Source organism: Ruegeria sp. AWH4_226 (assembly GCF_056159225.1).
Genome location: NZ_JBSWUU010000003.1, coordinates 15,240 through 39,459, shown reverse-complemented (window position 1 = coordinate 39,459; position 24,220 = coordinate 15,240). Strand labels below are relative to the sequence as shown.

Here is a 24,220-nt window from a genome sequence, read left to right as displayed (position 1 = left end):
GAGAGGGGCAATCATGGACATGTCACGCGTCGCCGAGCAGGGGCTTGTGCTTCTGGGATGCGGCAAAATGGGATCAGCCATGCTCGCCGGATGGTTAGAGCATGGGCTGCCCGCATCCGCTGTCTGGGTCATTGATCCGAACCCCTCGGACTGGCTGAAGGCGCAGGGCGTCAACATCAACACACCATTGCCCGAGGCCCCCGCCGTGGTGCTGGTTGCAGTCAAGCCGCAGATGATGGGTGAGGCCCTGCCAGCGATCAAGGCGCTGGGCGGTGGCGACACCCTGTTTGTTTCGGTCGCAGCAGGCACATCTATTGCAACATTGAAAAGCGTGTTGGGAAATGACACCCCGATCGTGCGCGCCATGCCGAACACACCTGCGGCAATCCGCAAGGGGATCACTGCTCTGATCGGCAACACACAGGCATCAGATGCAGACGTATCCCTTGCGGAAAACCTGTTATCTGCAATCGGTGAGACCGTCCGGCTGGATGATGAGGCACAGATGGACGCCGTCACCGGGCTGAGCGGCTCGGGCCCGGCCTATGTGTTTCACCTGATCGAAACGCTGGCGGCGGCGGGTCAGGCCCAGGGGTTGCCGGGCGAACTGGCGATGAAACTGGCCAAATCCACCGTGGCTGGAGCCGGTGCGCTGGCCGTGGCTGCCGAGGAAGCCCCTTCGCAATTGCGCATCAACGTGACCTCCCCGAACGGCACCACCCAAGCTGCGCTCGAGGTGTTAATGCACGAAGAAACTGGTTTCCCTGACCTGCTGCGCCGCGCAGTCAAAGCTGCAACAGACCGATCCAAGGAGCTGTCTCGTGAGTGAGATTACATTCGACGACTTTCTAAAGGTCGATATCCGCGTAGGCGAAGTAACCCGTGCCGAGCCGTACCCCGAGGCCCGCAAACCCGCAATCAAGATGTGGATCGACTTCGGGGATGAGATTGGCGAGCGGAAGACCTCGGCTCAGGTCACGGCGCATTACGACCCGCAGACTCTGGTTGGAAAACAAGTGATGGCCGTCGTGAACTTCCCCCCACGCCAGATCGGCCGGTTCATGTCCGAGGTTCTGGTGTTGGGCCTGCCAGACGAAAACGGTGAGGTTGTCCTTATCGGCCCGGATGGCGAGGTTCCCATCGGTGGGCGGATGCATTGATGAAGGTGCTGATTTCACGCCCGATGACTCCCGCCGTTGAGGCCCGCGCCCGCGCTGAGTTTGACGTGGAAATCCGCAAGGAGACCGTACCGATGACGCGTGATGAGATGCTGCGCGCGTTGAAGGAGTTTGACGTGGTTGTACCGACTTTGGGCGATCAGTTTTCGGCTCAGGTCTTTACCGAAATCGCGGACCCCCGCTGTAGGCTGCTGGCGAATTTTGGCGTCGGCTACAACCACATCGACGTAGACGCCGCGCAAGCTGTGGGTATCGCCGTCACTAACACGCCCGGTGCCGTGACGGATGCGACGGCGGATATCGCCATGACCTTACTGCTATCGACCGCCCGCCGCGCGGGTGAGGGCGAACGCTTGGTCCGTGCAGGTCACTGGCAGGGCTGGCACCCAACGCAGATGCTGGGCCATCACGTCACCGGCAAACGCGTAGGCATTGTTGGCATGGGGCGGATTGGTCAGGCCATTGCACGCCGGTGCCACTTTGGGTTCGAAATGCAGGTGGCCTATCAATCGCGCAGCCCGAAACAGGTGGACTACCCTGCCGAGTATGTCGCTGACCTGACCACTCTGGCAGCAGACGTCGATTTTCTTGTCCTTGCTGTCCCCGGTGGGGCCGAAACGCGCCATCTGATCAATGCACAGGTGCTGGGGGCCATGAAACCCTCCGGCATCCTGATCAACATCGCGCGCGGCGAGGTCATCGACGAAGCCGCCCTGATCGCCGCCTTGCAATCGGACCAGATCGCCGGTGCTGGTCTGGATGTCTATGAGTTTGAACCTGCTGTCCCGCAAGCCCTGCGCGAGATGGAGAATTTGACCCTGCTGCCGCATCTGGGCACTGCGACCGAAGAGGTGCGTAGCGCTATGGGCCTTATGGCGCTGGACAACGTTGCGGCTTTCGTCGCGGGGCGACCGCTGCCGAACCCGGTCTAGGATTCAACCGCCTCGCGCCAGTGCCTGCGACAAACCGAGACGTAGGTTTCATTGCCGCCGATCTGTACCTGTGCGCCTTCGGTGATGGTATTGCCGTTTTCATCCTGTCGAATCACCATCGTCGCTTTCCGCCCGCATTTGCAGATGGTACGCACCTCTCGCATCTCGTCTGCGAGGGCCAGCAAGGCTGCTGATCCCGGGAAAAGGCGACCCTGAAAATCTACCCGAAGACCATAGGCAAGCACCGGCACGCTCAGGTCGTCCACGGCGCGCGCCAGCTGCCAGACCTGCTCTTCTGAAAGAAACTGCGCTTCGTCGACAAAGACACATGCGATTTCACCTTGGTCCAGCCGCTGTCGGATCATCGCAAACACGTCGTCGCTTGAAGAAAACGTGTCGGCATCAGCGGAAATGCCTATGCGTGACGCAATCTTTCCAATCCCGGCGCGCCCGTCCAGCGCTGCGGTCATCAGATAAGTTTCCATGCCCCGTTCGCGATAATTGTGCGAGGCTTGCAGCAACACGGTCGATTTGCCCGCGTTCATCGTGGAATAGTTGAAGTACAGCTTTGCCATGCGCCCGGGTCTAAATGGCCTTGCGTGTCCCGGCAAGGCTATAACAGCCATGCATAAAAGTGACGTCGCCGCTGTCGTTGCAGAGGCAGAGCTTACGCTCAAAGGGGATGGATCCCCTGCGCCCACACCAGCGACGTCATCGGCCAACATGGGCCTTCACACAGCGGGGCCAAAAAATAGCGCCTCGCAATCACTCATTACTGGCCGGAAGGGCCACCACTCACTCACAAAACCCCTGCATATCTGAGGGATAGCCAATTTATGGCATTTCAATTATGACTGGAGTATGGGAATTTTCCTGTCCCTTTCCCCCACACGGGCAGATGTTGTGGGTGACGCAGGCAGAAAAGGTAAAAATATGGCAGATATCGGAGCCTATCTGAAGAAGCACACAGAAGCGTTGGTCAAAGACGTTGGCATAGAGTCTGCGTGCGAGATTACCGGCAAGTCCAAGGCAACCTTAGGTCGGTATTATTCAGACAATGCCGAACACGCTGACCGGTTCATGCCCGTCGACGCCGTGGCCCGGCTGGAGGCTGTTTCGAATTTCCCGCATGTGACATCGGCATTGGCCGATTTGAAGAACATCACATTGTCCTATGACGGTCGGAACTCAAATACGCCGCGTACCGGGGGGGTTAACTCGGACGTTATCGCGCTGAGCCAGCGCTTTGCGATGCTGATGACCGAATACCAAGCCGCTATCGAGGACGGGATTATCACTGTAAACGAAGCCAAACGCCTGCTGCGGGAAACCAGTCTGCTGCAACAGGTGTTGATCGAGATGAAGCTACATCTGGAAGAAGAAAGCGTGAGCTAATCATTGCATTGAGCGGCAAGGAAGAGTGCCGATGTATACGGCCTTCAACCTGTTCGTACGGCAACAATCCCGCGGCTTGTACGCGATGGTGGGCCTGCAGGAAAAGTATAGAACTGCTCTATGCTGAACCCAGCCGCATGTAACAACGCGGTTATTTCATCCTTGTGAAACGTTCTGTGGCGCCATTGCAGCCATATTATCGCGTTGCACCAATGCGGCTTTGATACAACAAGAAACAGTCGTCCTCCGGGGTGCAATAGGTCGCGCATTTGGATGAGTGCAGCTAAAGGATCATCGCAATGTTCGACGACGTGTGCGGCAAGCGCAATATCGGCTGGTTTCAGTTGGGCGCCGCCTAAGACATCCTGTACCAAAAGGGGTTCAGTTCCACGTATTCGCAAAGCGGCCTGTCCGCGCTGCAGCATCGATTTGCTTGGATCAAGCAGGGTGAGTGCGCCGGGCGATCCATAGATCGCGACCCAAGCTTCGGCGAACGCAGCTGAACCTGAACCGATATCTACTACGTCCAAGTCAGAGTGGGGTTCTAGACGGGGTGTGGAAAGAAAACCAAGGTAGGCGTCGTAATACCCCAAGACGCGCATCTTGTCGCGCCAACGCGGCGCGGCGGTTTCATAGTTGGATATGGTATTTTCATTCGAGCGAGCCATCGAGACTGGCTTGCCACATCCGAAGTCTTAATTCTAGAGTTTCGACTAAGCTCCTGAGATTGCTTGTGGTTCGTTTAACCGTGCCGCTTTACAATCACTGACCCCACCGAATAGCCAGCCCCGAACGAGCAGATCAGCCCGATATCGCCGTTTGCCAAATCATCTGAATACTTGGAAAACGCGATGATGGAACCGGCTGAGGATGTGTTGGCATAATCCTGCAGGATGTTGGGTTGCTCGTCCGCCTCGGGTTCGCGCCCCAATACTTTTTTGCCGATGAAATCGTTCATCGTTTTGTTGGCCTGGTGCAGCCACAGGCGTTTTAGGTCGCCGCTGGTTACACCTTCGGCTTCCATGTGATCCGAGATGTGTTTGCTGACCATCGGCAGCACTTCCTTGAACACCTTGCGGCCGTTTTGCATGAACTGCATATCGCGCCGATCAACCACGCCAGCGGGGCGCGAGCGGCGCAGGAAGCCATTGTTATTCCGGATGTTATTCGAAAAAGACGTGGCGCAGCGGGTCGAGAGGACTTCGAAATGTGGCCCTTGCGCGTCTTCGATCCGCTCGATCAGGGTGGCCGTAGCGACGTCCCCGAAGATAAAGTGGCAATCGCGGTCGCGCCATTCCAAGTGGCCCGAGCAGATTTCGGGGTTCACCACCAGCGCCGATCTGACCGAGCCCGAGCGGATCATATCCGCTGCGGCCTGAATGCCGAACGTGGCCGACGAGCAGGCAACGTTCATGTCAAATCCAAAACCGTTGATCCCCAGCGCTTGCTGAATTTCGATAGCAATCGCGGGGTAGGCCCGTTCATGGTTCGAGGCTGCGCAAATCACCAAATCAACGTCTTCGGCCTTGCGTCCAGCCTGTGCCAAGGCTTTTTTGCACGCGTCTACCGCCATCTCGGTCATGATGCCCGGTTCGTCATCGCTTCGTTGGCGCAAAAGGGGGTGCATCACGTCGGGATCCAGCACGCCGGATTTGTCCATCACGTACCGGTTTTCGATGCCCGATGCCTTGAGAATGAACTCTTCCGAGGAATGCTGCAGCGGCTCAGTCTCACCAGCTGCGATTTTGTCTGCATTCTTAGCGTTTTGCTTGTCTGCATATGCGTTGAAGGCTGCGACGAGTTCAGCATTGGTGATGATGTTTTCGGGCGTAAAAACACCTGTGCCTGTGATTGCGGGCGTGTACATGGCGGGTCCTGAAGGTTTCGAATCCGCCTAAAATGCAGTCACAATGGGATTTGATCAAGGGATGGTTACCTAAGGGAATATGCCGAATTTGATCCAATGCCGCTCTCACGCACTGACGATGCCGAGACAGCGAGAATGCCGGATGCTGATCAGGCCGGACCAACGCTTTGGACACTCTGGCCATTTGCAGGACTGTTCAGCCCTGCAGCGACTTTACCTCAACATCCCCCTCGGCCTGCGCCTTGATCGCCAGTGCTGCGGCATGGCTTGCGGCTGCGGTGGTGAAGTAGGGGATTTTGTCATAGAGGGCAATAGAGCGGATGGACTTGCTGTCTTCAACCGCCTGCGCGCCCTCGGTGGTGTTCATCAATAGCTGCACCTGACCGTCTTTCAGCATGTCGGCCACGTCCGGGCGACCCTCATAGACCTTGTTGACCACATCACAGGCAACGCCGTGCTTGGCCAACCAGGACTGGGTGCCGCGTGTGGCCACCAACGAAAACCCTTGTTCCGCAAGGACTTGGGCGGCCTCAAGCATCGCAGGGGTCTTGTCGGCATCCTTGATCGAGATAAACGCCCGACCTTTGGACGGCAGCACCATGCCCGCGCCCATCTGTGCCTTCAGGAAAGCGCGCGGAAAGTCGCGGTCCCAGCCCATGACTTCGCCGGTGGATCGCATTTCCGGCCCCAGGATGGTGTCGACGCCGGGGAAACGGGCAAAGGGTAACACGGCCTCCTTCACCGAGAACCACGGCATGTTTGGGTCGGCCAAAGTCATCTGGTCGGCAATCTTTGTATCCTGACCCTCTTGATAAGGGGGGCGCTGCGGGAAGTTCGACAGTTTCTCACCCGCCATGATGCGCGCGGCAATCGATGCAATCGCGCTGTCGGTGGCCTTGGCGACAAACGGCACCGTGCGCGATGCGCGCGGGTTAACTTCGATCAGATAGATCTCATCATCCTTGATCGCAAACTGAACGTTCATCAGGCCAACGACGTTCAGTGCTCTGGCCAGTTTGAATGTCTGTTCCTTGATCTCCGCAATGATTTCCTTGGAGAGGGAATAAGGCGGCAGCGAGCACGCCGAGTCGCCAGAATGAACGCCGGCCTCTTCGATATGCTGCATGATGCCTGCAACATGGACGTCGGTGCCGTCACACAGAGCATCTACGTCCAATTCCACAGCACCGGCAAGGTAGCTGTCCAGCAGAACCGGGCTGTCGCCAGAAACCACCACAGCTTCGTTGATGTAGCGCTTTAGCTGCTCCATGTCGCGGACGATTTCCATCGCGCGCCCGCCCAGAACGTAAGAGGGGCGGATCACGAGCGGGAAGCCAATCTCTTCCGCGATTTCCAGAGCCTGCGCATCCGTCGCGGCGATGCCGTTCTTGGGTTGTTTCAATCCCAACTCATTGACCAACGCCTGGAACCGTTCGCGGTCTTCGGCAAGGTCAATGGCATCTGGGGTGGTGCCGAGGATCGGAATTCCTTCGGCCTCTAGCGCATTCGCCAGTTTCAGCGGGGTCTGGCCGCCGAACTGAACGATCACACCATGCAGCGTGCCGTTTTCCTGCTCTTTCGTCAGGATTTCCATGACGTGTTCGAAGGTCAGCGGCTCAAAATACAGTCGGTCCGATGTGTCATAGTCGGTCGAAACCGTCTCGGGGTTGCAGTTGACCATGATGGTCTCATACCCGGCGTCGGTCAGCGCGAAACAGGCGTGACAGCAGCAATAGTCGAACTCGATACCCTGACCGATCCGGTTGGGGCCACCGCCCAGGATGACAACCTTTTTGCGGTCGGAGGGGCGGGCCTCACACTCGACTTCGCCCATCATCGGGGCTTCATATGTCGAATACATATAGGGCGTTTGCGCTTCGAATTCGGCGGCGCAGGTGTCGATGCGTTTGAAGACGGCAGAAACGCCGAGGTTCCGACGGGCACGGCGCACGTTGTCTTCGTCACGGCCAGTCAGGTTGCCCAGACGTGCGTCGGTAAAGCCCAGCATCTTGAGCCGACGAAGACCGTCTTCAGTCATAGGCAGGCCGTTTTTGCGAACCTCGCGCTCAGCCTCGATAATCTCGCGGATGCGGGCGAGGAACCAAGGGTCAAACTTTGTGACACCAAAGATTTCATCGTCTGACAGGCCATGGCGCATGGCTTGCGCGATGGTGCGCAGACGATCGGGCGTTTGCTGGCTGATCGCCTTGATCACGGCGGCCTTGTCGTCGGCTTCTTCCCAGACACCAACGTTCAGTCCGGGTATTTCGACCTCATCAAATCCGGTAAGCCCCGACTCCATCGAAGCCAGCGCCTTTTGCATCGATTCGTGGATGGTGCGCCCGATTGACATGGCCTCACCGACCGATTTCATGGCGGTGGTCAGGTAGGGCTCGGACCCAGGAAATTTTTCGAACGCAAATTTCGGGATTTTTGTCACGACATAGTCGATGGTGGGCTCGAAAGAGGCAGGGGTAACCTTGGTGATGTCGTTGTCCAGCTCGTCCAGCGTGTAGCCCACGGCCAGTTTCGCCGCGATCTTGGCAATCGGGAAACCGGTCGCTTTGGAGGCTAGGGCGGACGAGCGCGACACGCGCGGGTTCATTTCGATCACGACCATGCGGCCATCATCGGGGTTGATCGCCCATTGCACGTTCGAGCCGCCGGTTTCGACCCCAATCTCACGCAGAACAGCAATCGAACCGTTGCGCATGATCTGGTATTCCTTGTCGGTCAGCGTCAGGGCAGGGGCCACAGTGATCGAGTCACCGGTATGCACACCCATCGGATCGACGTTTTCAATCGAACAGACGATGATGGCGTTGTCGGCGGTGTCGCGCACCACCTCCATCTCGTATTCTTTCCAGCCCAGCAGGCTTTCATCGACAAGGATCTGGTTGACGGGCGAGGCGTCCATGCCCGAACGGCAGAAATGGATATAATCCTCGCGGTTATAGGCAACGCCACCGCCAGTGCCGCCAAGGGTAAAGGCGGGGCGGATGATGGCGGGCAGGCCGATCTCTTCCAGCTCATCCAAAGCGATCTGCACGCCGACGTCCAAATCTGCGCTGCCGTCTGCTTTTTTAGGGGCGGTCACGATGGTTGCCTTGGGGTTTTCCAGACCAAGCCGGTCCATCGCCTCGCGGAACAGCTTGCGGTCTTCGGCCATTTCGATGGCGTCGCGTTTGGCGCCAATCATCTCGACCCCGAACTTTTCCAGTACGCCCATCTCTTCCAAGGCCAGCGAGGTGTTAAGGCCGGTCTGACCACCCATCGTGGGTAGCAGCGCGTCGGGGCGTTCTTTTTCGATGATTTTGGCGACAATCTCGGGGGTGATTGGTTCGATGTAAGTGGCGTCCGCCAATCCCGGGTCGGTCATGATGGTGGCCGGGTTTGAGTTCACCAGAATGACCCGGTATCCTTCCTCACGCAGCGCCTTGCAGGCCTGAGCGCCGGAATAGTCGAACTCGCACGCTTGACCGATAACAATGGGCCCCGCTCCGATGATCATGATCGACTGGATGTCGGTTCTTCTGGGCATGGCCTTGTTCCTTCGATTATCCGCGAGTCAGGGCACCCCCAAGCGCCCAAATTGTCCTGCGTTATAGGGACCGCGCGAAAAGGTTCAAGAGGTATCGGAAACAGCGGTGAAATTGCCGCTTTCCCCTCTTTCCCTCGCCGCCGTATCCTCTATATCGCGCAGCACGACAAATGAGGATGCACTTGCGTATTCGTTTCGATCAGGGGCCAGTCGGGTCGGGAACCAGTTTCGACCGGCCGGCCGATGTGATCCGTGCAGATGAGCCGGATGATGTGCCCCAGGCCTTGGCGGCGCTGGACGGCGCGCGCGCGAACGGGGCATGGTTGGCTGGATATGCCAGCTATGAACTTGGCTATACCCTGGAACCGCGCCTTGCCGAACGTTTACCCAAGAACCGCCGTCTGCCCCTGTTGTGCTTCGGCGTGTATCAGGGGCCGACGCAGCGCGCCTTGCCGCCAGCACGCGGCGAGGTCAGCGGCTTTGTCCCGCGTTGGGATGAGGCGCGGTATACAGAAGCCTTTCAACAGGTTCATGATGCCATCGGGGCAGGGGACATTTATCAGGCAAACCTGACCTTTCCGATCGACCTGATCGCCAAGGGCGACAGCGCGTCGCTCTACGCCGCGTTGACCGCCGGTCAGCCGGTTGGTCATGGCGCGTTGGTGCAGCAGGACGGCTTGCCAGACTTGCTGAGCCGCTCGCCCGAGTTGTTCTTTCGCACCGACGCCGAGCGCGGGATTGAAACCCGTCCGATGAAGGGCACCCAGCCGCGCAGTGAGGACATGGCCGAAGATGCCCGCCGCCGTGCCTTTCTGTCGACCGACGCGAAAAACCGGGCCGAGAACCTGATGATTGTCGATCTGCTGCGCAACGACATCAGTCGCGTTGCATTACCCGGGTCGGTCAAAGTACCTGAACTGTTCAAGGTCGAGACCTATGCGACCGTGCATCAGATGATCTCATTGGTGCGGGCGCAATTGCATCTGGGGGCAGAGCTTTCGACCATTCTGACCGCGCTGTTTCCTTGCGGCTCGATCACCGGTGCGCCCAAGATTCGCGCGATGGAGATTTTGTCTGACCTCGAACCCTGGCCCCGCGATATCTATTGCGGAGCGATTGGTTGGGCAGCGCCTGACGGACGGTCCGAGTTCAACGTGGCGATCCGAACCTTGATGGTCGAGGATGGCAAGGCCACCCTTAACGTGGGCGGCGGCGTGGTCTGGGACAGCACGGCCCCATCAGAATACGAGGAAGCGCTATGGAAAGCCCGCTTTGCCCACCAACTGACCCTGACTTCCGCATAATCGAAACGCTTGCGTATCGGCCGAAGCACGGGTTTGTGCGCTTGAAGCGTCATTTGGCCCGCATGGATCGCAGCGCCAAGGCCTTGGGGATAGATTTTGACCCGCGTGCTGCTTTGACTGCCTTAAAAGCAGCTTGGGGAAACATACCATTGCGATGCCGCTTGACATTGGACCAGTCAGGCAAGTTTGAACTGACAACTGGAGAATTAGTCGAAAACCCTCCAGTTTGGCGCCTAGCTGTTGCCGAAACGCGGCTTTGCTCGGCAGATGTTTGGCTCAGGTACAAGACAACGAAACGCGCAGTTTACGACACCGCCCGCGCAGCACTGCCTGAAGGCATAGACGAAATGCTGTTTCTGAACGAAAGAAACGAGCTATGCGAAGGCACGATCACCAATCTGTTCGTACACATGCCGGATGGACGCCGCCTGACGCCCGCTCTGACCTGTGGCGTATTGCCGGGAATACTGCGTCAAGAATTACTTGATAACAAACAGGTAACCGAAGCCACCCTGACCTTGACCGACCTAAAAAACGCGGAAAAGCTTTACGTAGGGAATTCGTTGCGTGGTCTGATCCGGGCGGAGTTGGCATTACAGTGAGCAAACAAACCGATTGGGCCGACAGCGCGGCGCCGCAATTGCGGTTGCGGCTGGAGTTTGGGTTGTTTTTCATTGCTGCCCCAGTGCTGATTGCGGTGTTCTTTCCACCCAATTGGATGTTCCCGTCTTTGTTCACCTTCACAGCCCTTGGCATCGTGTTGCTGCATTTCACGCGCGGCTTTGCCTGGGCCGAGTTGCGGTATAATTGGCGCAACTGGTCCTGGCCCGAACTCGCCGTGTTTGCTGTTTTCATGACCGCATTCTGTGCCGCCGTTGTCATGGTTACACGACCAGATGCAGCGTTTTTCCTGCTACGCAACCGGCCGGAATTCCTGCTGGTTATCTGGCTTGGCTACCCTGTGTTGTCGGCCCTGCCGCAAGAGCTGTTGTTCCGGTCTTTGTTCTTCCGCCGCTATCACGCGATCCTGCCGAATGGATGGGCGGCCTATCTGCTGAATGCGGCAGTGTTTTCTCTGGCGCATTTGATGTACTGGAGCTGGATCGTCGCCGCCATGACCTTTGCCGGAGGGCTGCTGTTCACCTGGGCCTACCGCAGGCGCGGATCGTTTTTCTACGCGGTTCTGCTGCACGCAATCGCAGGCAACATCATCTTTGCTGCCGGTCTGGGTGTCTATTTCTACTCAGGTAACGTGCAAAGGCCGTTTTGAGCGGTAGACCCGCCTTGACTTTCGCTGCCTGACGCGGTGTATCGGCGCGACGAATTCTGCGCCCGAAGGGATATGATCCATGCACGCCTACCGCAGCCACACCTGCGCCGCTTTGACCGCCGCCAATGTTGGCGAAACCGTTCGCCTGTCTGGTTGGGTGCATCGTGTTCGAGATCACGGCGGCGTCCTGTTCATAGACCTGCGCGACCATTTCGGCGTGACGCAAATACTGTGCGACGGTGACAGTGCGGCCTTTGCAGAGCTTGAGAAAGTGCGCTCTGAATGGTGCATCCGCATTGATGGGTCCGTCAAAGCCCGCGACGCGGAACTTGTGAACTCGAAACTGCCCACCGGTGAGATCGAAGTTTACGTGCGCGATCTTGAGGTTCTGGGCGCGGCAGAGGAATTGCCTCTGATGGTCTTTGGCGATCAGGAATACCCCGAGGAAACGCGACTGCGCCATCGCTACCTGGACCTGCGCCGCGAGGGGATGCAGCGCAACATGACCTTGCGCTCGGACGTTGTCGCCTCAATGCGCCGCCGCATGTGGGATCAGGGATTCCGCGAATATCAGACGCCGATCATTACCGCGTCGTCGCCAGAAGGTGCGCGCGACTTTCTGGTTCCGTCGCGCCTGCACCCGGGCAAATTCTATGCGCTGCCGCAAGCTCCGCAGCAATTCAAGCAGCTGATCATGGTGTCGGGCTTCGATAAGTATTTCCAGATCGCGCCCTGCTTTCGCGATGAAGACCCGCGTGCGGATCGTTCGCCCACCGATTTCTATCAGCTCGACCTTGAGATGTCGTTTGTCGAACAGCAGGACGTGTTCGACACCATCCAGCCGGTTCTGACCGGTGTGTTCGAGGAATTCGGTGGAGGTCGTAAAGTCGATCAGGACTGGCCGCAGATTTCCTACAAGGACGCGGCCCTGTGGTATGGTAGCGACAAGCCCGACCTGCGGAATCCCATTAAAATGCAAGTGGTCTCTGACCACTTCCGCGGGTCTGGCTTTGCGATTTTCGCAAAGCTGCTTGAGCAGGAGGGCACCGAAATTCGCGCTATCCCTGCGCCCACCGGGGGCAGCCGCAAATTCTGTGACCGCATGAACGCATTTGCCCAGAAAGAGGGTCTGCCCGGCATGGGCTACATCTTCTGGCGGGATCAAGGTCAGGGGATGGAAGCCGCAGGTCCGTTGGCGAAAAACATCGGCCCTGAGCGCACCGAGGCGATCCGCCAGCAATTGGGTCTGGACGTAGGCGACGCGGCGTTCTTCCTCGGCGGCAAGCCTAAAACCTTTGAAAAAGTCGCCGGTAAGGCACGTAATGTGATTGGCGAAGAGCTTGGCCTGATGGAAAAAGACCGTTTTGCTTTCGCGTGGATCGTGGATTTCCCGATTTACGAGCAGGACGAAGAAACCGGTGCCATCGACTTTGAACACAACCCGTTTTCAATGCCGCAGGGCGGGATGGATGCGCTGAATGGCGATCCGCTTGAGGTTAGGGGTTACCAATATGACCTTGCCTGTAACGGGTATGAGATTGTCTCGGGTGCGATCCGGAACCATAAGCCTGAAATCATGTTAAAGGCCTTTGAACTGGCAGGCTACGGTGAGGATGAGGTGAAAAGCCGCTTTGGCGCGCTCTATAATGCGTTCCACTACGGCGCCCCGCCACATGGTGGCTGCGCTGCGGGAATTGATCGGATCGTGATGCTTTTGGCTGATGAGGCCAACATCCGAGAGGTCATGATGTTCCCGATGAATCAACGGGCCGAAGACTTGATGATGGACGCGCCATCCGACCCAACCTCGGATCAGTTGATGGAACTTGGGCTACGCATCATCCCACAGGAATGATCACGTACCCGCCGCATCCCCCGCGGCGGGTTTCTTCCCTGGGGTGTGGCCTTCAAGCGCGCGCAACCGCGTCAGTGTCAAACCCTGATCCTGTCCGTTTTCAAGTAGGATGTCCTGTGAGAATGGGAGCGACTTTCGCGCAACCCTGATGCCGTGTGCCGTGGCGCGGACCTGGAAGTAAATCCAAATGCTCACGATCGTGACCGTCAGGAAATAGGCCGTTAGCATCTCAAATCGCCTCGCGCTGTTGCAACCTTGTCTGGACGATGCCGGCAACCTGAGCCGTCAAGGCCGTCACGGGTGTGCTGCTGGCATGGGATTCGGCCAGTTTTTGCGCCGCATCCGCCAACACGGCGTCTTCGGCATGTTCGGCAACCCCCCGAAGGAATTGGGCGGCATAGTCCAGTGTCCTGCGATCATTCGGCTCGGTCAGCACTTCGGCAATGTGAGCCATGTCATCCTGATAGGCCATTGGATCTGGGCAAATGACTTCATCCCGAACGGCGTGCAGGCTGTTGGGCCGGCGATCCTCGGGCAGACTGTTCAAGATAAGTTGCTGAAAATATGATAGCGACTTTAGCGGTTTGGCAAGAAACCCATCCGCCCCTGCGCGAAGGGCTATATCCTGCGCGTGGTCATCGCCCGACATTCCCAAAATGGCGCCGATACGCGGCGTAGCTTGCGACAGTTCAGCGATCAGTTCGTCGCCAGAGCCGTCCGGCAGTCCGATATCCACCAGAATGACCGAAGGCCGATAAAGCTGCAGGTGGCGGCGTGCTGATTTCAGACAATCCGCACGTCGGATGCGCGCGCCGCTGTGTAAACACATCAGCCGGATGGCGTCACAGGCATAACGGCTGTCTTCAACAACCAGAATGGTTTGACCCAGCAGCGGCCGCGTGGCCGTTGGCTGAGCGGGAGAGGCGAAGGGGCTCGAATCATCCATAGCAGAACTCCTAATCAGCAGATGCCTCAAGCTAGGAACTTCTGGCTAACACAGGGTTAACGGCAATTTGGCGCACTTGTTCTTTGTCTCTGCAGCCCTCATAACCGCTGCAACGCAGAACGGAGGAGAGTATTATGATTGGTCGCCTGAACCACGTTGCCATTGCCGTACCTGATCTTGAGGCCGCGTCTGAGCAGTATCGGAATGCGCTGGGTGCCAAGGTCGGCGTGCCGCAGGATGAGCCTGATCACGGCGTGACGGTTGTGTTCATCGAGCTTCCGAACACCAAGATTGAACTGCTCTATCCGCTGGGCGATGACAGCCCGATCAACGGCTTTCTGGAAAAGAACCCCGCCGGGGGCATTCATCACGTGTGTTATGAGGTTGACGACATCATCGCTGCCCGCGACCATCTGAAGGAAACCGGTGCCCGTGTTCTGGGGTCGGGTGAGCCCAAGATCGGTGCGCATGGCAAGCCGGTGCTGTTCCTGCATCCCAAGGATTTCAACGGCTGCCTGGTTGAGCTTGAGCAGGTCTAATCTGAAAAGGGGCTGTCATGACGATCACTGCTGCATTAGTTTTGTTCGCCGTCATTTGGTTCATGACTTTGTTGGTCGTATTGCCGATCCGCATCAAAACGCAGGGCGACCTGGGAGACATCGTGCCGGGTACGCATGCGGGTGCGCCTGAAGTCCATCACATGAAGAAGAAAATGTGGATCACCACCGGGATATCGGTGGTGCTCTGGGCCATTATAGCAGGGATCATCATCTCGGGCGTGATTTCGGTGCGCGATTTTGACTGGCTGAACCAATTGGAACCGCGCGAGTAGCTGTCAGGCGGTGGACCCTGACAGCTTGTGATACAAGTGGGTGAAGGTTGCGGCCCCCAGTATTGGGATCAACAGGTTCACCAAAGGCACCGACAAGGGAATAGCCATCAACGTTCCCGCCAACCAGATAGTTGCGGAGTGCTTGGCCCGCAACTTGCGCGCACCTTCACGCCCAACGCGGCGCATGGCAGCCAGCGTGAAATATTCACGGCCCAGCAGGAATCCGTTCATGGCCCAGAATATGAATGGTGCCAACGGCGTGAAAATCGCATAGAGGATCAGCGCCAGAAGGTTGGCCACGATCAGCACCCCCATAAACCCTATCGCATCCCTTAACCCTTCGCTGAACGGGATGCCGGCTACTGTGGGAAGGGTGGGATAGTGTTTGTCCTCAACGGCTTGCGCGACCTCTTCCAAAAACATGGATGTAATCGCCGAGGCAACCGGCACCATCAGGAACACCGGCAATATCAGCACAACAAAGATGCCAGAGTAGTTCAGGACGTCGTTCAACCACGGGACAGTGCCGATCCACGGCAGAGCGATCTCATCCCCCGACAACCGATTGATCAGCCAGATTGCCCCGGCGCAGGCGAGGATCAGCAGTATGATCGTCAGACCAACACCCCGAAACAGAACGGCGCGGAACTTGGGGTCGCCGATTTGGCCCAGTGCTGCGAAGAAAGCACTCAGTATCATCACTCAGAGACCCATTCTGTGAGGGCCGCAATATCCGGCCGGGGACGTTCCGGCGGGGTCGTGCCTTCGGTTGCAATGTGGATCAGGCCAGCGACACGTTCATTGTCCTGCAAATCAAACGCCTTATGGCAGAATTCGGGGTCGTGAACCTGCCAGCCGGACAGCCAGTTCGCGCCCCAACCCGCCGCCAGGGCCGCGTTCAAAAGAGCCAGACAAACAGCACCTGCGGAATAGGTCTGCTCGATTGCGGGAATCTTCTCCGACGGCTTTTGCACTTCGATCACCGCTACGGCCAGATGACCCATTTCGAACTGGCTTTGAGCCTTGGTGATCTCCTCAGGGGTTTTGCCCAAGGCAACGCCCCGGTCTTGCGTCAGCGCAGACAAGCGCGGCATTGCGCCTTTCTCAAGCACGATAAAGCGCCACGGTTCCAGCTTGCCGTGATCAGGGCTGCGGGCTGCGGCGGTCAGCAGGGGTAACAGCTCGTCCCGTGAGGGCGCCGGGGCAATCAGTGTCTTCGCAGGGCGCGACCGACGCGAGTGCAGAAATTCCAGAGCGGCCGGATTCTTCAAGGACATATGTTAACTTCCTTCACATGAACAGTCTGTATCTGGTTGAACATCTGGCTCGTTTCAAGTGCACTACGCTGGACGCTCGGGATCAATTTCACGCCTCTGCCGCCTGTGCAACAGTGATCGGAAGCAGGGGGGATAACTTGGCTAAACCAAAATTGCGAAATGTACCTGACCTTAGCAGTCACGCGACACCGGGCACCGCGCTTCGTGTGAAGGTAACGCCAAAAGCCGCACGAGACAGTATCGCGTCAGACAAAGGAATGATCCGGATAGCTGTGACCGCGCCGCCCGAAAACGGCAAAGCCAATGACGCTGTGCGCCGGATACTCGCGATCGCGATGGGCGTTGCCCCGTCCGAGCTGATCCTGAAAAAAGGGCATAGCGCGCGTGACAAGCTGTTTGTCTATGCGCCCTGACTTGGCCGTTCGTGAATTTGATATACCCCTTCCGGCAAATCCAGCGCAGCGGCCAGATCGCGAACCTGTTCGGGCGACAGGGTTATCTTCTGTATCTGCTCTGTCCGTGGGTCAAACTGCTCTAGCGTTACACATTCGGCAAAGCTGTTAATGACGACATCTTCCTGCAAAGGCGCAGGGCCTTCGTCTACCAAGGTGATAACCGTCGCGTCGAATTCATGCTCAATCGAAAACATGCAGGCAGAGTGCAAGGTGTCGAGCCGCAATGCAACCCGTTGCCGCACAATCTGGCAGTGGCGGAACCGCCAGGACAGAGCTATGATTCCTGAAACGGGTAGCCGTTTCAAAGGAATATCTATGCGCCGTCTGACCTTTTTGCTGTTTCCACTGGTGCTGGCGGCTTGTAGCGCCGGTTTTCTGCGCGTGCAGCCAGCAGAGCAGTGGTCGCCGGGTTCGGATGAATTTGCGGTTGATGCCGCAGCGTTCCAGGGTATCAGCCGCGCCGTCGGCAAAGAAGCGCGCGCCGAATGCCTGCGCCAGGCCAGGGTAAAGAATTGTGATTTTCTAATTCTGGTTGACCTCAACCCTCGTGCGCCTGCCAATGCGTTCCAGACCCTCGATAAAGAGGATCAGCCAGTTATCATCTTCACCCGTTCGATGATTCAATCCGCCAAGAATTCGGATGAACTGGCTTTTGTCATGGCGCATGAGGCCGCGCATCACGTGTTGGGACATATTGCCCGACAGACCGAAATCGCTCAGGAAAGCGCTGCAATCTTCAATGATCTGGGCAAGTTGCATGGCGAGGACGGGAAAGAGCTTGAACGGTCCCAGAAACTGGGCGCTGAGGTTGGGGTGCAGGTTAATGTTCAGGAGTTTGAGCTTGAGGCAGACCAGTTGGGAACGATCATCGCTTACAATGCGGGATACAACCCTTTGATCGGGGCCAAGTATTTTGATCGGCTTGCCGATCCCGGAGATGCGTTTCTAAGCACCCACCCCCCAAATGCCGAGCGTGTTCAGATCGTTGTCGAAACGGCGAAGCAGCTGGGTCTGACGGAATGACATCTGTAACACAGATGGGTGTGGTCCTGACGGATCGGGGGTCGAAATATGCTGTTTCTGGCGCCTCGGTGCGCACACGGGAAGATATTGACGCGGTGTTGCAGGATCTTAAATCGGACAAAGCCTATGCCAAGGCGACGCATAACACCTGGGCAGCCATTTTGCCGACGGGTGCGCTCAAGGCGGATGATGGGGAAAGTGGTGCCGGTATGGTAATTCTGCGTATGCTGGAGCGGGCCGGACTGGACGGGCATGTGGTGGTCGTCACCCGATGGTATGGTGGCAAAAAACTGGGTGGGGACCGCTTTCGCCGGGTTCAGGATGCCACCCGCACCTATCTGGATCACGTCGGGGCCGGGCTTTGACCTGAGTCAAATGCCTGCGCGCAAGGTTGCGATACCCTGTTCTGGACGTGCGACAGGGAGAAATCTGCTAATGCCGAACCGTGAAGTTCTGAAACACCATGCGGGTCTGGTCGATCAAATGGCGACCAAACTTGGCGTGGACCTGCAACAGTCGGCGATAGATGGCGACGTTTCGCTCGACGAGCTTTCCGAAGCCGTCTTGCGATGCACCGGATGCGCCAACCCCGGACATTGCGAGGGGTATCTGAAGCAATCCGGCCAAGTGGACAAAACGCCGGAGTATTGCCGCAATCAAGAGCTGCTCGGCAAACTGATCCCTTAACGACAGGAGTGTTACATGCCCCATCTCGGTGAGATCATGACCCATCTTCGTCTTGTCCTGCGGATGGGGCAGGTAACCGGCACGGATATCGTGGCGGCGCATGAACAGGGGCATCTGACACAGCAGGACTGGGCTGAGATGGTTCATCAGTGCCGGGGATGCGACTGGGCCAATCGATGCCCTGACTGGTTGGATCGGCATGAAATCGTGAAAAATGCGCCACAGACCTGCAGGAATCGACAACGGTTTGCGGCGTTGCAAACCCGTTCAAGGCAAGAAGTCTGATGGCAAAAGACAGTTTAGAGGACGTTGAGCAACATTTCTGGCTTACCCGCTCGGTGGCGCGATGCATGAATATCTCACTGACCGAAGCTATGGCGGCAGGACGACTAACGCCGGACTGCTACGCAGAAATGGTCGGTCGTTGTCGAGCGGCACAGTGCAGCGATAAGTGTGCGTTATGGTTGTCACAGCAGCAGTCCGAGGCTGCAGAAGCTCCGGAATTTTGTGCCAGCGCCGATCTTTTGAACCCGTTAAAAACCTGACTACAACCCAGAGTGTGACCCGTCGCACAACGGCGGACTAGCACTACGTTTGCAGCCACAGAAAAAGACTTTCTTGCTGCTTTCCGCCGTGTACTTGACGGGCTCAAAGTCGGTATCTTTGTGGGACCCGTCGCAGAAAGGCTGGCGTTTGGACAGTCCACAGGCACACCAGAAATAGCTTTTCCCTTCGGTCACATCGACCGCGTAGGGTCCTTTTTGCGCAATGGCTGGTTGGTCTGGCATGTGGCTACTCCGTCTTTCGCAAATGTCATGGCAACAGTTTAGGGCGACATGCGGAAAACGGTAGCGTTTGCTCATAAACTTGCAGTTTCTGAGGGGGTTACCGGCGTTGTTCCGCCTTTATTCACGACTTTGTGATAGAGCGCGTTGCAAAAATACCATTCAGGTCGTATCCTGCCTTCGGCCCCAAATACTCGGGCAATATCAGAAAATTAATAGAGGAATGACGGACATGAAACTCAAATTTGTCGCCGTTGGTGCATTTGCCCTTGTTTTGGCGGCTTGCTCGCAACAAGAGGAACCGGCACCGGTTTTCATCACCCCCGAGTATGACAAATTCGGCACGCCAAGCTGCCCGGCCGGGACCGAGCTTGCAACGACCGAAGCGGGCCAGACCGTCTGTAACCCGGTCTCGCAATAAGAATGACGCGGGCGGCTCTGCCGGGCCGCTCGCATACGTTCAAAGATCAGGCCGCCGTCGGGCGGCTTTTTCGTGCCTGATACACTGCGTTGAGGGCCGGAACTCAGTACAACAGGATATCGACGGCAAATGAGAACCTTTTTTGTCCGCCTCAAGAATCGCACGCGCTGGAGCTGGCAGGGGCTGGTTGTCGCGTGGCGTGAAGAGTATTCGTTTCGTACTTGGGTCTGGGCAAACATCTTGTCGGCACTGCTGGTTTTTTGGCTGCCGTTGGGCGACGGGATGCGTGCTTTGATACTGGTTCTGGGACTGCTTGTTTTGGTCGCCGAGCTGTTCAACACCGCGATTGAGCGTGCTGTCGATCACACGTCAACCGATCACAACAGGTTAGCCGGCCAAGCGAAGGACACCGCCAGTGCGGCTGTTGCTGTCACGGCGGTGGCAGCCGCAGTGGCTTGGGTGATCGGGCTGCTGAGTCTGGTGTAACACGCTTAGTGTTTTCGCCAGTCGCCGCCAAAGCGTAACCCGCGGCGCTGAATGCCATAACGTCTTTGAATGAAATACGGTGAGGCGTGTTTGTTGCGGAAGCCGCGTACCGTTTGATGGTGACGCCTGACCGGTTTGAAATAGCGGAGTTTGGGCTTGGCCCTGTGGTGGTAGTGGTCCGGCTTGGCCTTGTACTCATGCTGGGGTTTCGGGTGATAGACACTTGGGGCACCATAGTACCGATGCACCTTGTGTTTGCTATGGTCCAAAAGGCTTGGCGGTGTGGAGCCTATGATTATGAATCCGCCCGATCGGTAAGACTCGGCAATTGCGGGTAAGGCGCAAAGCTGGGCGGCCAGGATGGCCATTACATATTTCAGGTCAAAGAGGCGCAAACCGGGCATTGAACCCTCCTTCCTGGTTGGTTGAATGCCCCCGTATGATCTACGCTTCCGCTGAAAAATGCCAGTAAATTGCGTCAGATTTCGGCCATTGAAGGTGACAGTGTCAGGCCAGCTTACCCCACAGATCGTATTCACCGGCCTCGTCCACCTCAACGCGGACAATGTCGCCGGACTTCAGGTTTTCATGCCCTTCATCAATGAACAGGTTGCCGTCGATCTCGGGCGCATCCGATTTGGTGCGGCAGGTGGCGGCCTCGTCATCGACCTCGTCCACGATCACATCAACGACTTGACCAACTTTGGCGGCCAGTTTCGCCTCGGAAATCGACTGCGCTTTTTCCATAAAGCGGTCCCAGCGGTCTTGTTTGACTTCGGCCGGAACATGATCCGGCAAGTCGTTGGAACGCGCGCCATCGACGTTTTCGTATTGAAAGCAACCGACGCGATCCAGTTGTGCCTCATCCATCCAGTCGAGGAGGGTCTGAAACTCGGCCTCGGTCTCACCCGGATAGCCGACAATAAAGGTCGAGCGCAGCGTGATATCGGGGCAGGTTGCGCGCCACGCGGCAATCTCGTCCAGCGTTTTGGCGGCGGCGGCAGGGCGTGCCATGCGTTTCAAAACATCCGGATGGGCGTGTTGGAACGGAATATCCAGGTACGGTAAAACGTTGCAACCTGCGTCGGCCATAAGGGGGATCAACTCGCGCACATGCGGGTAGGGATAGACATAATGCAAACGCACCCAGGCATCGAGTTGACCCAATTCGCGCGCCAGATCGGTGATATGGCTGCGCACTTCGCGGTCTTTCCACGGGTTCACATCATATTTTCGGTCCAACCCGTAGGCCGAGGTATCCTGCGAGATCACCAGTAGCTCGCGCACCCCGTTGTCGACCAGTTTCTCGGCTTCACGCAGGACAGCGTGCGCCGGACGACTGGCCAGTTTGCCACGCATGTCTGGGATGATGCAGAACTTACACTTGTGATTGCAGCCCTCGGAAATCTTGAGATAGCTGTAATGCCGCGGCGTAAGTTGCACGCTGCTCGCTGGAAGAAGATCGACAAAGGGGTCGGGATTGGGTGGAGCCGCCGTATGGACGGCGTCCAACACCTGCTCATACTGATGTGGCCCCGTCACAGCCATGATGCGCGGATGGTGCTTGCGGATATAGTCGGGGTCAGCGCCCAGGCAGCCGGTTACGATGACCTTGCCGTTTTCCACCAATGCCTCACCGATGGCTTCCAGAGACTCGGCCTTGGCGCTGTCGAGGAACCCACAGGTGTTCACGATTACGGCATCGGCCCCGGAATAATCCGGTGAAATGCCGTATCCTTCTGCACGCAGGCGGGTCAGAATACGCTCGCTGTCGACCAATGCTTTCGGGCAGCCCAGAGATACCATACCAATCATAGGCTGGTTCGAACGTGGCGACTCGGGCATCCGGGCGGCGGGCGCCAGGTCTGGGCGGAGGTTTGGCGGGTTCGTGGTCATGGCGCGGCATATAGTGGGGAACGCTTCCTCTTGCAAATGCGACGCAGGGTTTGAATGATCTTGTCAACGCATGCCGAACAAGCGGAGAGCAGTTAAATGAAGTGGCTATTGCGCATTCTATTTATTTTCGTCGCGGCATTCGGGCTGGTCATCGGCGCCTTGTTGCTGATGCCGGGCGATAAATTAGCTGCGATTCTGGCCGAACAGGTCAAGAACGAAACAGGGCGCGAGTTAAAGTTGTCGGGGGACGTAAAACTGTCGTTCTGGCCGGTATTGGGGCTTGAGGCCGGTCCGGTGACTTTTGGAAATGCGCCTTGGGCCGGGTCCGAGCCGATGTTGAGCGCTGAAAGCCTCGCATTGGGTGTAGACGCCGCAGCGTTGTTGAACGGCGATCTAAGGATTCGGCGTGTGGTCGCGGACGACCCGGTGCTGCGGCTGGAGCTGTCGGAAGGGCGTGGCAATTGGGAGCTTCAGCCGATTGAGCCGAAGGCCGTGACAGACAGCGCAGGTAGCTCACCGCCTGAAACATCACAGCAGCGTGCTGTGACTCTGGATCAACTGGAACTCACCAATGCGCGGCTGATTTATACGGAAAATGGTTCAACCAAATTCGACTTTGCCAATGTCGATCTGTCTGCAAGCTGGCCAGGACCGGCATCGCCGATGATTATGGCGGCTCAGATGGCTGTACCAGGCGGCAAAGTAAGTGTGGACCTGAAAATCCCGGATCTGCCAGCCTACGCTTCTGGTGCCGTTACGCCGCTGCAATTGGCGCTGACCGCACCAGGGGGTGAAGTTGGTTTTGACGGGCGCGTTAACCTCGCTGGTGAAATGGATGGCGCGTTAGAGGTGAAAACGACAAACACCGAGCAAATGCTGGCGGTTTTTGGGCAGGCAGGCGTCGGAGTGCCATTGGGATTGGGTCGGGTGGCCGATGTGTCCGGGCAGATGACCTACACCAGTGCCGGGCGTATCTCGCTGCGCAACATGGTGGCGCAGCTGGACAACAACCGTTTTACCGGTGAGGCAGATATCGAGATATCGGACCCACCGAGAGTCACGGCGCGGCTCAATGGTGGCGATATCGACCTGTCCCGATACAGTTCCGCGCCCGCGGCGTCTGGGGCTGGCACGGGCGCAGGCGCCGGGTCAACGCCAAGCGATGGATGGTCCACTACGCCGATTGATGCTTCAAGCCTTTCGTTGGCGAATGGAGAGATTCGCTTGACGGCCTCATCCATTGTTATGCCCGAAATCAAACTTGGCCCCAGCGACCTGACGCTGAGCCTTGATCGGTCCCGCGCCGTGCTTGGCATGAACCCGGCCACGCTGTTTTCTGGGAAAGTAACTGGGCAGGTGGTGGCCAACAACCGCAATGGTCTTTCGGTTGGCGGCAAGCTGACGGCGCAAGGCATGGATGTCCAACAGGCCCTGACTGCGCTGGCCGGCGTCGAGCGCTTGTCCGGTACAGGGTCGGGTGAGTTCGAATTTCTGGGCGTTGGGCAAACCGAAGACCAGATCATGCGATCCCTCAGCGGCAAGGGCAGTCTGAAGGTGGGTCCGGGCGTAATCTCAGGCTTCGACCTGGATCGTTTGATGGGGCGTGGCGAGGGGGCAGGCGGGACCACGGTTTTCAACAGTCTCTCGGCCAGTTTCACGATGGGTCAGGGCGTGTTAACGAACACTGATCTTCTGATGTCACTGGACAATTTTCGCGCAGACGGGACCGGAACAGTCAATATCGGGGAGCGTACACTTGGCTATCTGTTCACGCCTACCGCGCTGCGGGCCAATTCCGGACAGGGCCTGTCAGTGCCCGTTCGTATTGTCGGACCGTGGAGCAGCCCCTCGATCAAACCGGACCTGACCAAAGTGATTGAGGCCGCCGCAGAGGGGGAGCTCAAAGACCTTGAGGACGACGCCAAGCAAAAGGTTCTGGACAAGGTCAGCGAGGAATTGGACGCCGTGGTGACTGATAGAGAAAGCGCCGAAGATGCGTTGAAGAAGAAGCTCGAGGAAGAGGCGAAGAAAGGTCTGCTCAAACTGCTTGGTGCGGATTAGGACGCCCAA

General features: G+C 57.6%; 31 protein-coding genes. 19 read left to right on the top strand and 12 right to left on the bottom strand.

From position 1 onward, the window contains the following. Positions 1-13: 13 nt before the first annotated feature. The 3 genes from proC to ACXAET_RS18575 are packed head-to-tail and all read left to right on the top strand — an operon-like array spanning position 14 to position 2,110. Positions 14-829, top strand: a complete 816-nt coding sequence (proC, locus tag ACXAET_RS18585) for a pyrroline-5-carboxylate reductase (RefSeq protein ID WP_475188607.1) — start codon at positions 14-16, stop codon at positions 827-829. Then, positions 822-1,160: a tRNA-binding protein gene (locus tag ACXAET_RS18580; protein WP_475188603.1), complete on the top strand. Its 339-nt coding sequence runs from the start codon at positions 822-824 to the stop codon at positions 1,158-1,160. Before proC ends, ACXAET_RS18580 begins: the two co-directional genes overlap by 8 nt. Then, on the top strand, positions 1,160-2,110 hold the full coding sequence (locus tag ACXAET_RS18575; protein WP_475188600.1) for a 2-hydroxyacid dehydrogenase: 951 nt from the start codon (positions 1,160-1,162) through the stop codon (positions 2,108-2,110). The genes ACXAET_RS18580 and ACXAET_RS18575 overlap by 1 nt, the downstream gene beginning before the upstream one ends. Here ACXAET_RS18575 and ACXAET_RS18570 read toward each other — a convergent pair. Continuing rightward, on the bottom strand, positions 2,107-2,685 hold the full coding sequence (locus ACXAET_RS18570; RefSeq protein WP_475188596.1) for a thymidine kinase: 579 nt from the start codon (positions 2,683-2,685) through the stop codon (positions 2,107-2,109). The genes ACXAET_RS18575 and ACXAET_RS18570 overlap by 4 nt on opposite strands. A 358-nt stretch (positions 2,686-3,043) precedes the next feature. On the opposite strand from ACXAET_RS18570, the gene ACXAET_RS18565 reads away from it, so the two are divergent. Next, the gene (locus ACXAET_RS18565) at positions 3,044-3,505 is read left to right on the top strand and encodes a hypothetical protein (RefSeq protein WP_475190159.1); all 462 of its coding nucleotides are present in this window, start codon (positions 3,044-3,046) and stop codon (positions 3,503-3,505) included. 44 nt (positions 3,506-3,549) lie between these two features. On the opposite strand, the gene ACXAET_RS18560 is transcribed toward ACXAET_RS18565, so the two are convergent. The 3 genes from ACXAET_RS18560 to carB form a co-directional block, all read right to left on the bottom strand. Beyond that, a complete protein-coding gene (locus ACXAET_RS18560) occupies positions 3,550-4,173 on the bottom strand; it encodes a class I SAM-dependent methyltransferase (protein WP_475188594.1) in 624 nt (207 codons plus the stop codon). Positions 4,174-4,247: 74 nt separating this feature from the next. Continuing rightward, the gene (locus ACXAET_RS18555; protein WP_475188590.1) at positions 4,248-5,372 is read right to left on the bottom strand and encodes a beta-ketoacyl-ACP synthase III; all 1,125 of its coding nucleotides are present in this window, start codon (positions 5,370-5,372) and stop codon (positions 4,248-4,250) included. A gap of 196 nt (positions 5,373-5,568) precedes the next feature. Continuing rightward, complete coding sequence (carB, locus tag ACXAET_RS18550) at positions 5,569-8,913, bottom strand: carbamoyl-phosphate synthase large subunit (RefSeq protein ID WP_475188586.1); 3,345 nt, start codon at positions 8,911-8,913, stop codon at positions 5,569-5,571. Between the two features lie 176 nt (positions 8,914-9,089). Between carB and ACXAET_RS18545 the strand changes: the two genes are divergently transcribed. The 4 genes from ACXAET_RS18545 (at position 9,090) to aspS (ending at position 13,342) form a co-directional block, all read left to right on the top strand. Beyond that, positions 9,090-10,217 (top strand): aminodeoxychorismate synthase component I, encoded by a 1,128-nt coding sequence (locus ACXAET_RS18545; protein ID WP_475188582.1) that lies wholly within the window; start codon positions 9,090-9,092, stop codon positions 10,215-10,217. After that, complete coding sequence (locus tag ACXAET_RS18540) at positions 10,172-10,819, top strand: aminotransferase class IV family protein (RefSeq protein WP_475188578.1); 648 nt, start codon at positions 10,172-10,174, stop codon at positions 10,817-10,819. Before ACXAET_RS18545 ends, ACXAET_RS18540 begins: the two co-directional genes overlap by 46 nt. Next, positions 10,816-11,487, top strand: coding sequence for a lysostaphin resistance A-like protein (locus ACXAET_RS18535; protein WP_475188574.1), 672 nt, complete (start codon positions 10,816-10,818; stop codon positions 11,485-11,487). Before ACXAET_RS18540 ends, ACXAET_RS18535 begins: the two co-directional genes overlap by 4 nt. A 79-nt stretch (positions 11,488-11,566) precedes the next feature. Further along, positions 11,567-13,342 carry an aspartate--tRNA ligase gene (gene aspS / locus ACXAET_RS18530; protein ID WP_475188570.1) on the top strand — a complete coding sequence of 592 codons (1,776 nt, stop codon included), beginning with the start codon at positions 11,567-11,569 and terminating at the stop codon, positions 13,340-13,342. Here the strand turns inward: aspS and ACXAET_RS18525 are convergent, their stop codons facing one another. Further along, entirely contained in the window at positions 13,343-13,570 is a 228-nt protein-coding gene (locus ACXAET_RS18525) for a hypothetical protein (protein WP_475188566.1), read from the bottom strand. 1 nt (position 13,571) lies between these two features. Next, entirely contained in the window at positions 13,572-14,288 is a 717-nt protein-coding gene (locus tag ACXAET_RS18520) for a response regulator (protein WP_475188561.1), read from the bottom strand. 134 nt (positions 14,289-14,422) lie between these two features. Between ACXAET_RS18520 and mce the strand changes: the two genes are divergently transcribed. Continuing rightward, positions 14,423-14,827 (top strand): methylmalonyl-CoA epimerase, encoded by a 405-nt coding sequence (gene mce, locus ACXAET_RS18515; RefSeq protein WP_475188558.1) that lies wholly within the window; start codon positions 14,423-14,425, stop codon positions 14,825-14,827. A 17-nt stretch (positions 14,828-14,844) separates the two neighbouring features. Further along, the gene (locus tag ACXAET_RS18510) at positions 14,845-15,120 is read left to right on the top strand and encodes a DUF1467 family protein (RefSeq protein ID WP_475188557.1); all 276 of its coding nucleotides are present in this window, start codon (positions 14,845-14,847) and stop codon (positions 15,118-15,120) included. A 3-nt stretch (positions 15,121-15,123) separates the two neighbouring features. Here ACXAET_RS18510 and ACXAET_RS18505 read toward each other — a convergent pair whose 3' ends face one another. Further along, positions 15,124-15,819: an EI24 domain-containing protein gene (locus ACXAET_RS18505; RefSeq protein ID WP_475188555.1), complete on the bottom strand. Its 696-nt coding sequence runs from the start codon at positions 15,817-15,819 to the stop codon at positions 15,124-15,126. Continuing rightward, positions 15,819-16,397, bottom strand: a complete 579-nt coding sequence (locus ACXAET_RS18500; protein ID WP_475188552.1) for a nitroreductase family protein — start codon at positions 16,395-16,397, stop codon at positions 15,819-15,821. The genes ACXAET_RS18505 and ACXAET_RS18500 overlap by 1 nt, the downstream gene beginning before the upstream one ends. Before the next feature lie 137 nt (positions 16,398-16,534). Between ACXAET_RS18500 and ACXAET_RS18495 the strand changes: the two genes are divergently transcribed. Further along, positions 16,535-16,810 carry a DUF167 domain-containing protein gene (locus ACXAET_RS18495; protein ID WP_475188547.1) on the top strand — a complete coding sequence of 92 codons (276 nt, stop codon included), beginning with the start codon at positions 16,535-16,537 and terminating at the stop codon, positions 16,808-16,810. Here the strand turns inward: ACXAET_RS18495 and ACXAET_RS18490 are convergent. Beyond that, positions 16,798-17,046, bottom strand: coding sequence for a phosphomannomutase (locus tag ACXAET_RS18490; RefSeq protein WP_068336401.1), 249 nt, complete (start codon positions 17,044-17,046; stop codon positions 16,798-16,800). The genes ACXAET_RS18495 and ACXAET_RS18490 overlap by 13 nt on opposite strands. A gap of 121 nt (positions 17,047-17,167) precedes the next feature. Between ACXAET_RS18490 and ACXAET_RS18485 the strand changes: the two genes are divergently transcribed. The 5 genes from ACXAET_RS18485 to ACXAET_RS18465 all read left to right on the top strand — a co-directional run bounded on the left by ACXAET_RS18485 (position 17,168) and on the right by ACXAET_RS18465 (position 19,107). Further along, positions 17,168-17,875 (top strand): M48 family metallopeptidase, encoded by a 708-nt coding sequence (locus ACXAET_RS18485; RefSeq protein WP_475188543.1) that lies wholly within the window; start codon positions 17,168-17,170, stop codon positions 17,873-17,875. Further along, complete coding sequence (locus ACXAET_RS18480) at positions 17,872-18,240, top strand: YigZ family protein (RefSeq protein WP_475188539.1); 369 nt, start codon at positions 17,872-17,874, stop codon at positions 18,238-18,240. The genes ACXAET_RS18485 and ACXAET_RS18480 overlap by 4 nt, the downstream gene beginning before the upstream one ends. A gap of 70 nt (positions 18,241-18,310) precedes the next feature. Further along, complete coding sequence (locus tag ACXAET_RS18475) at positions 18,311-18,562, top strand: DUF6455 family protein (RefSeq protein WP_475188536.1); 252 nt, start codon at positions 18,311-18,313, stop codon at positions 18,560-18,562. A 15-nt stretch (positions 18,563-18,577) separates the two neighbouring features. Next, positions 18,578-18,847, top strand: coding sequence for a DUF6455 family protein (locus tag ACXAET_RS18470; RefSeq protein ID WP_475188534.1), 270 nt, complete (start codon positions 18,578-18,580; stop codon positions 18,845-18,847). Continuing rightward, a complete protein-coding gene (locus ACXAET_RS18465) occupies positions 18,847-19,107 on the top strand; it encodes a DUF6455 family protein (protein ID WP_475188532.1) in 261 nt (86 codons plus the stop codon). The genes ACXAET_RS18470 and ACXAET_RS18465 overlap by 1 nt, the downstream gene beginning before the upstream one ends. Here ACXAET_RS18465 and ACXAET_RS18460 read toward each other — a convergent pair whose 3' ends face one another. Beyond that, positions 19,108-19,350, bottom strand: coding sequence for a CDGSH iron-sulfur domain-containing protein (locus tag ACXAET_RS18460; protein WP_475188531.1), 243 nt, complete (start codon positions 19,348-19,350; stop codon positions 19,108-19,110). It lies immediately after the preceding gene. A 229-nt stretch (positions 19,351-19,579) separates the two neighbouring features. On the opposite strand from ACXAET_RS18460, the gene ACXAET_RS18455 reads away from it, so the two are divergent. Both ACXAET_RS18455 and ACXAET_RS18450 read left to right on the top strand, forming a co-directional pair. Continuing rightward, on the top strand, positions 19,580-19,768 hold the full coding sequence (locus ACXAET_RS18455) for a hypothetical protein (protein ID WP_068336397.1): 189 nt from the start codon (positions 19,580-19,582) through the stop codon (positions 19,766-19,768). Positions 19,769-19,897: 129 nt separating this feature from the next. Further along, a complete protein-coding gene (locus ACXAET_RS18450) occupies positions 19,898-20,254 on the top strand; it encodes a diacylglycerol kinase (RefSeq protein WP_475188527.1) in 357 nt (118 codons plus the stop codon). Positions 20,255-20,259: 5 nt separating this feature from the next. Here ACXAET_RS18450 and ACXAET_RS18445 read toward each other — a convergent pair whose 3' ends face one another. After that, positions 20,260-20,658, bottom strand: a complete 399-nt coding sequence (locus tag ACXAET_RS18445) for a hypothetical protein (protein WP_475188525.1) — start codon at positions 20,656-20,658, stop codon at positions 20,260-20,262. Between the two features lie 103 nt (positions 20,659-20,761). After that, entirely contained in the window at positions 20,762-22,150 is a 1,389-nt protein-coding gene (gene rimO / locus ACXAET_RS18440) for a 30S ribosomal protein S12 methylthiotransferase RimO (protein WP_475188522.1), read from the bottom strand. Positions 22,151-22,246: 96 nt separating this feature from the next. Here rimO and ACXAET_RS18435 point away from each other — a divergent pair, with 96 nt between their 5' ends. Continuing rightward, complete coding sequence (locus ACXAET_RS18435) at positions 22,247-24,211, top strand: AsmA family protein (protein WP_475188517.1); 1,965 nt, start codon at positions 22,247-22,249, stop codon at positions 24,209-24,211. The last annotated feature ends 9 nt before the right edge of the window (positions 24,212-24,220 follow it).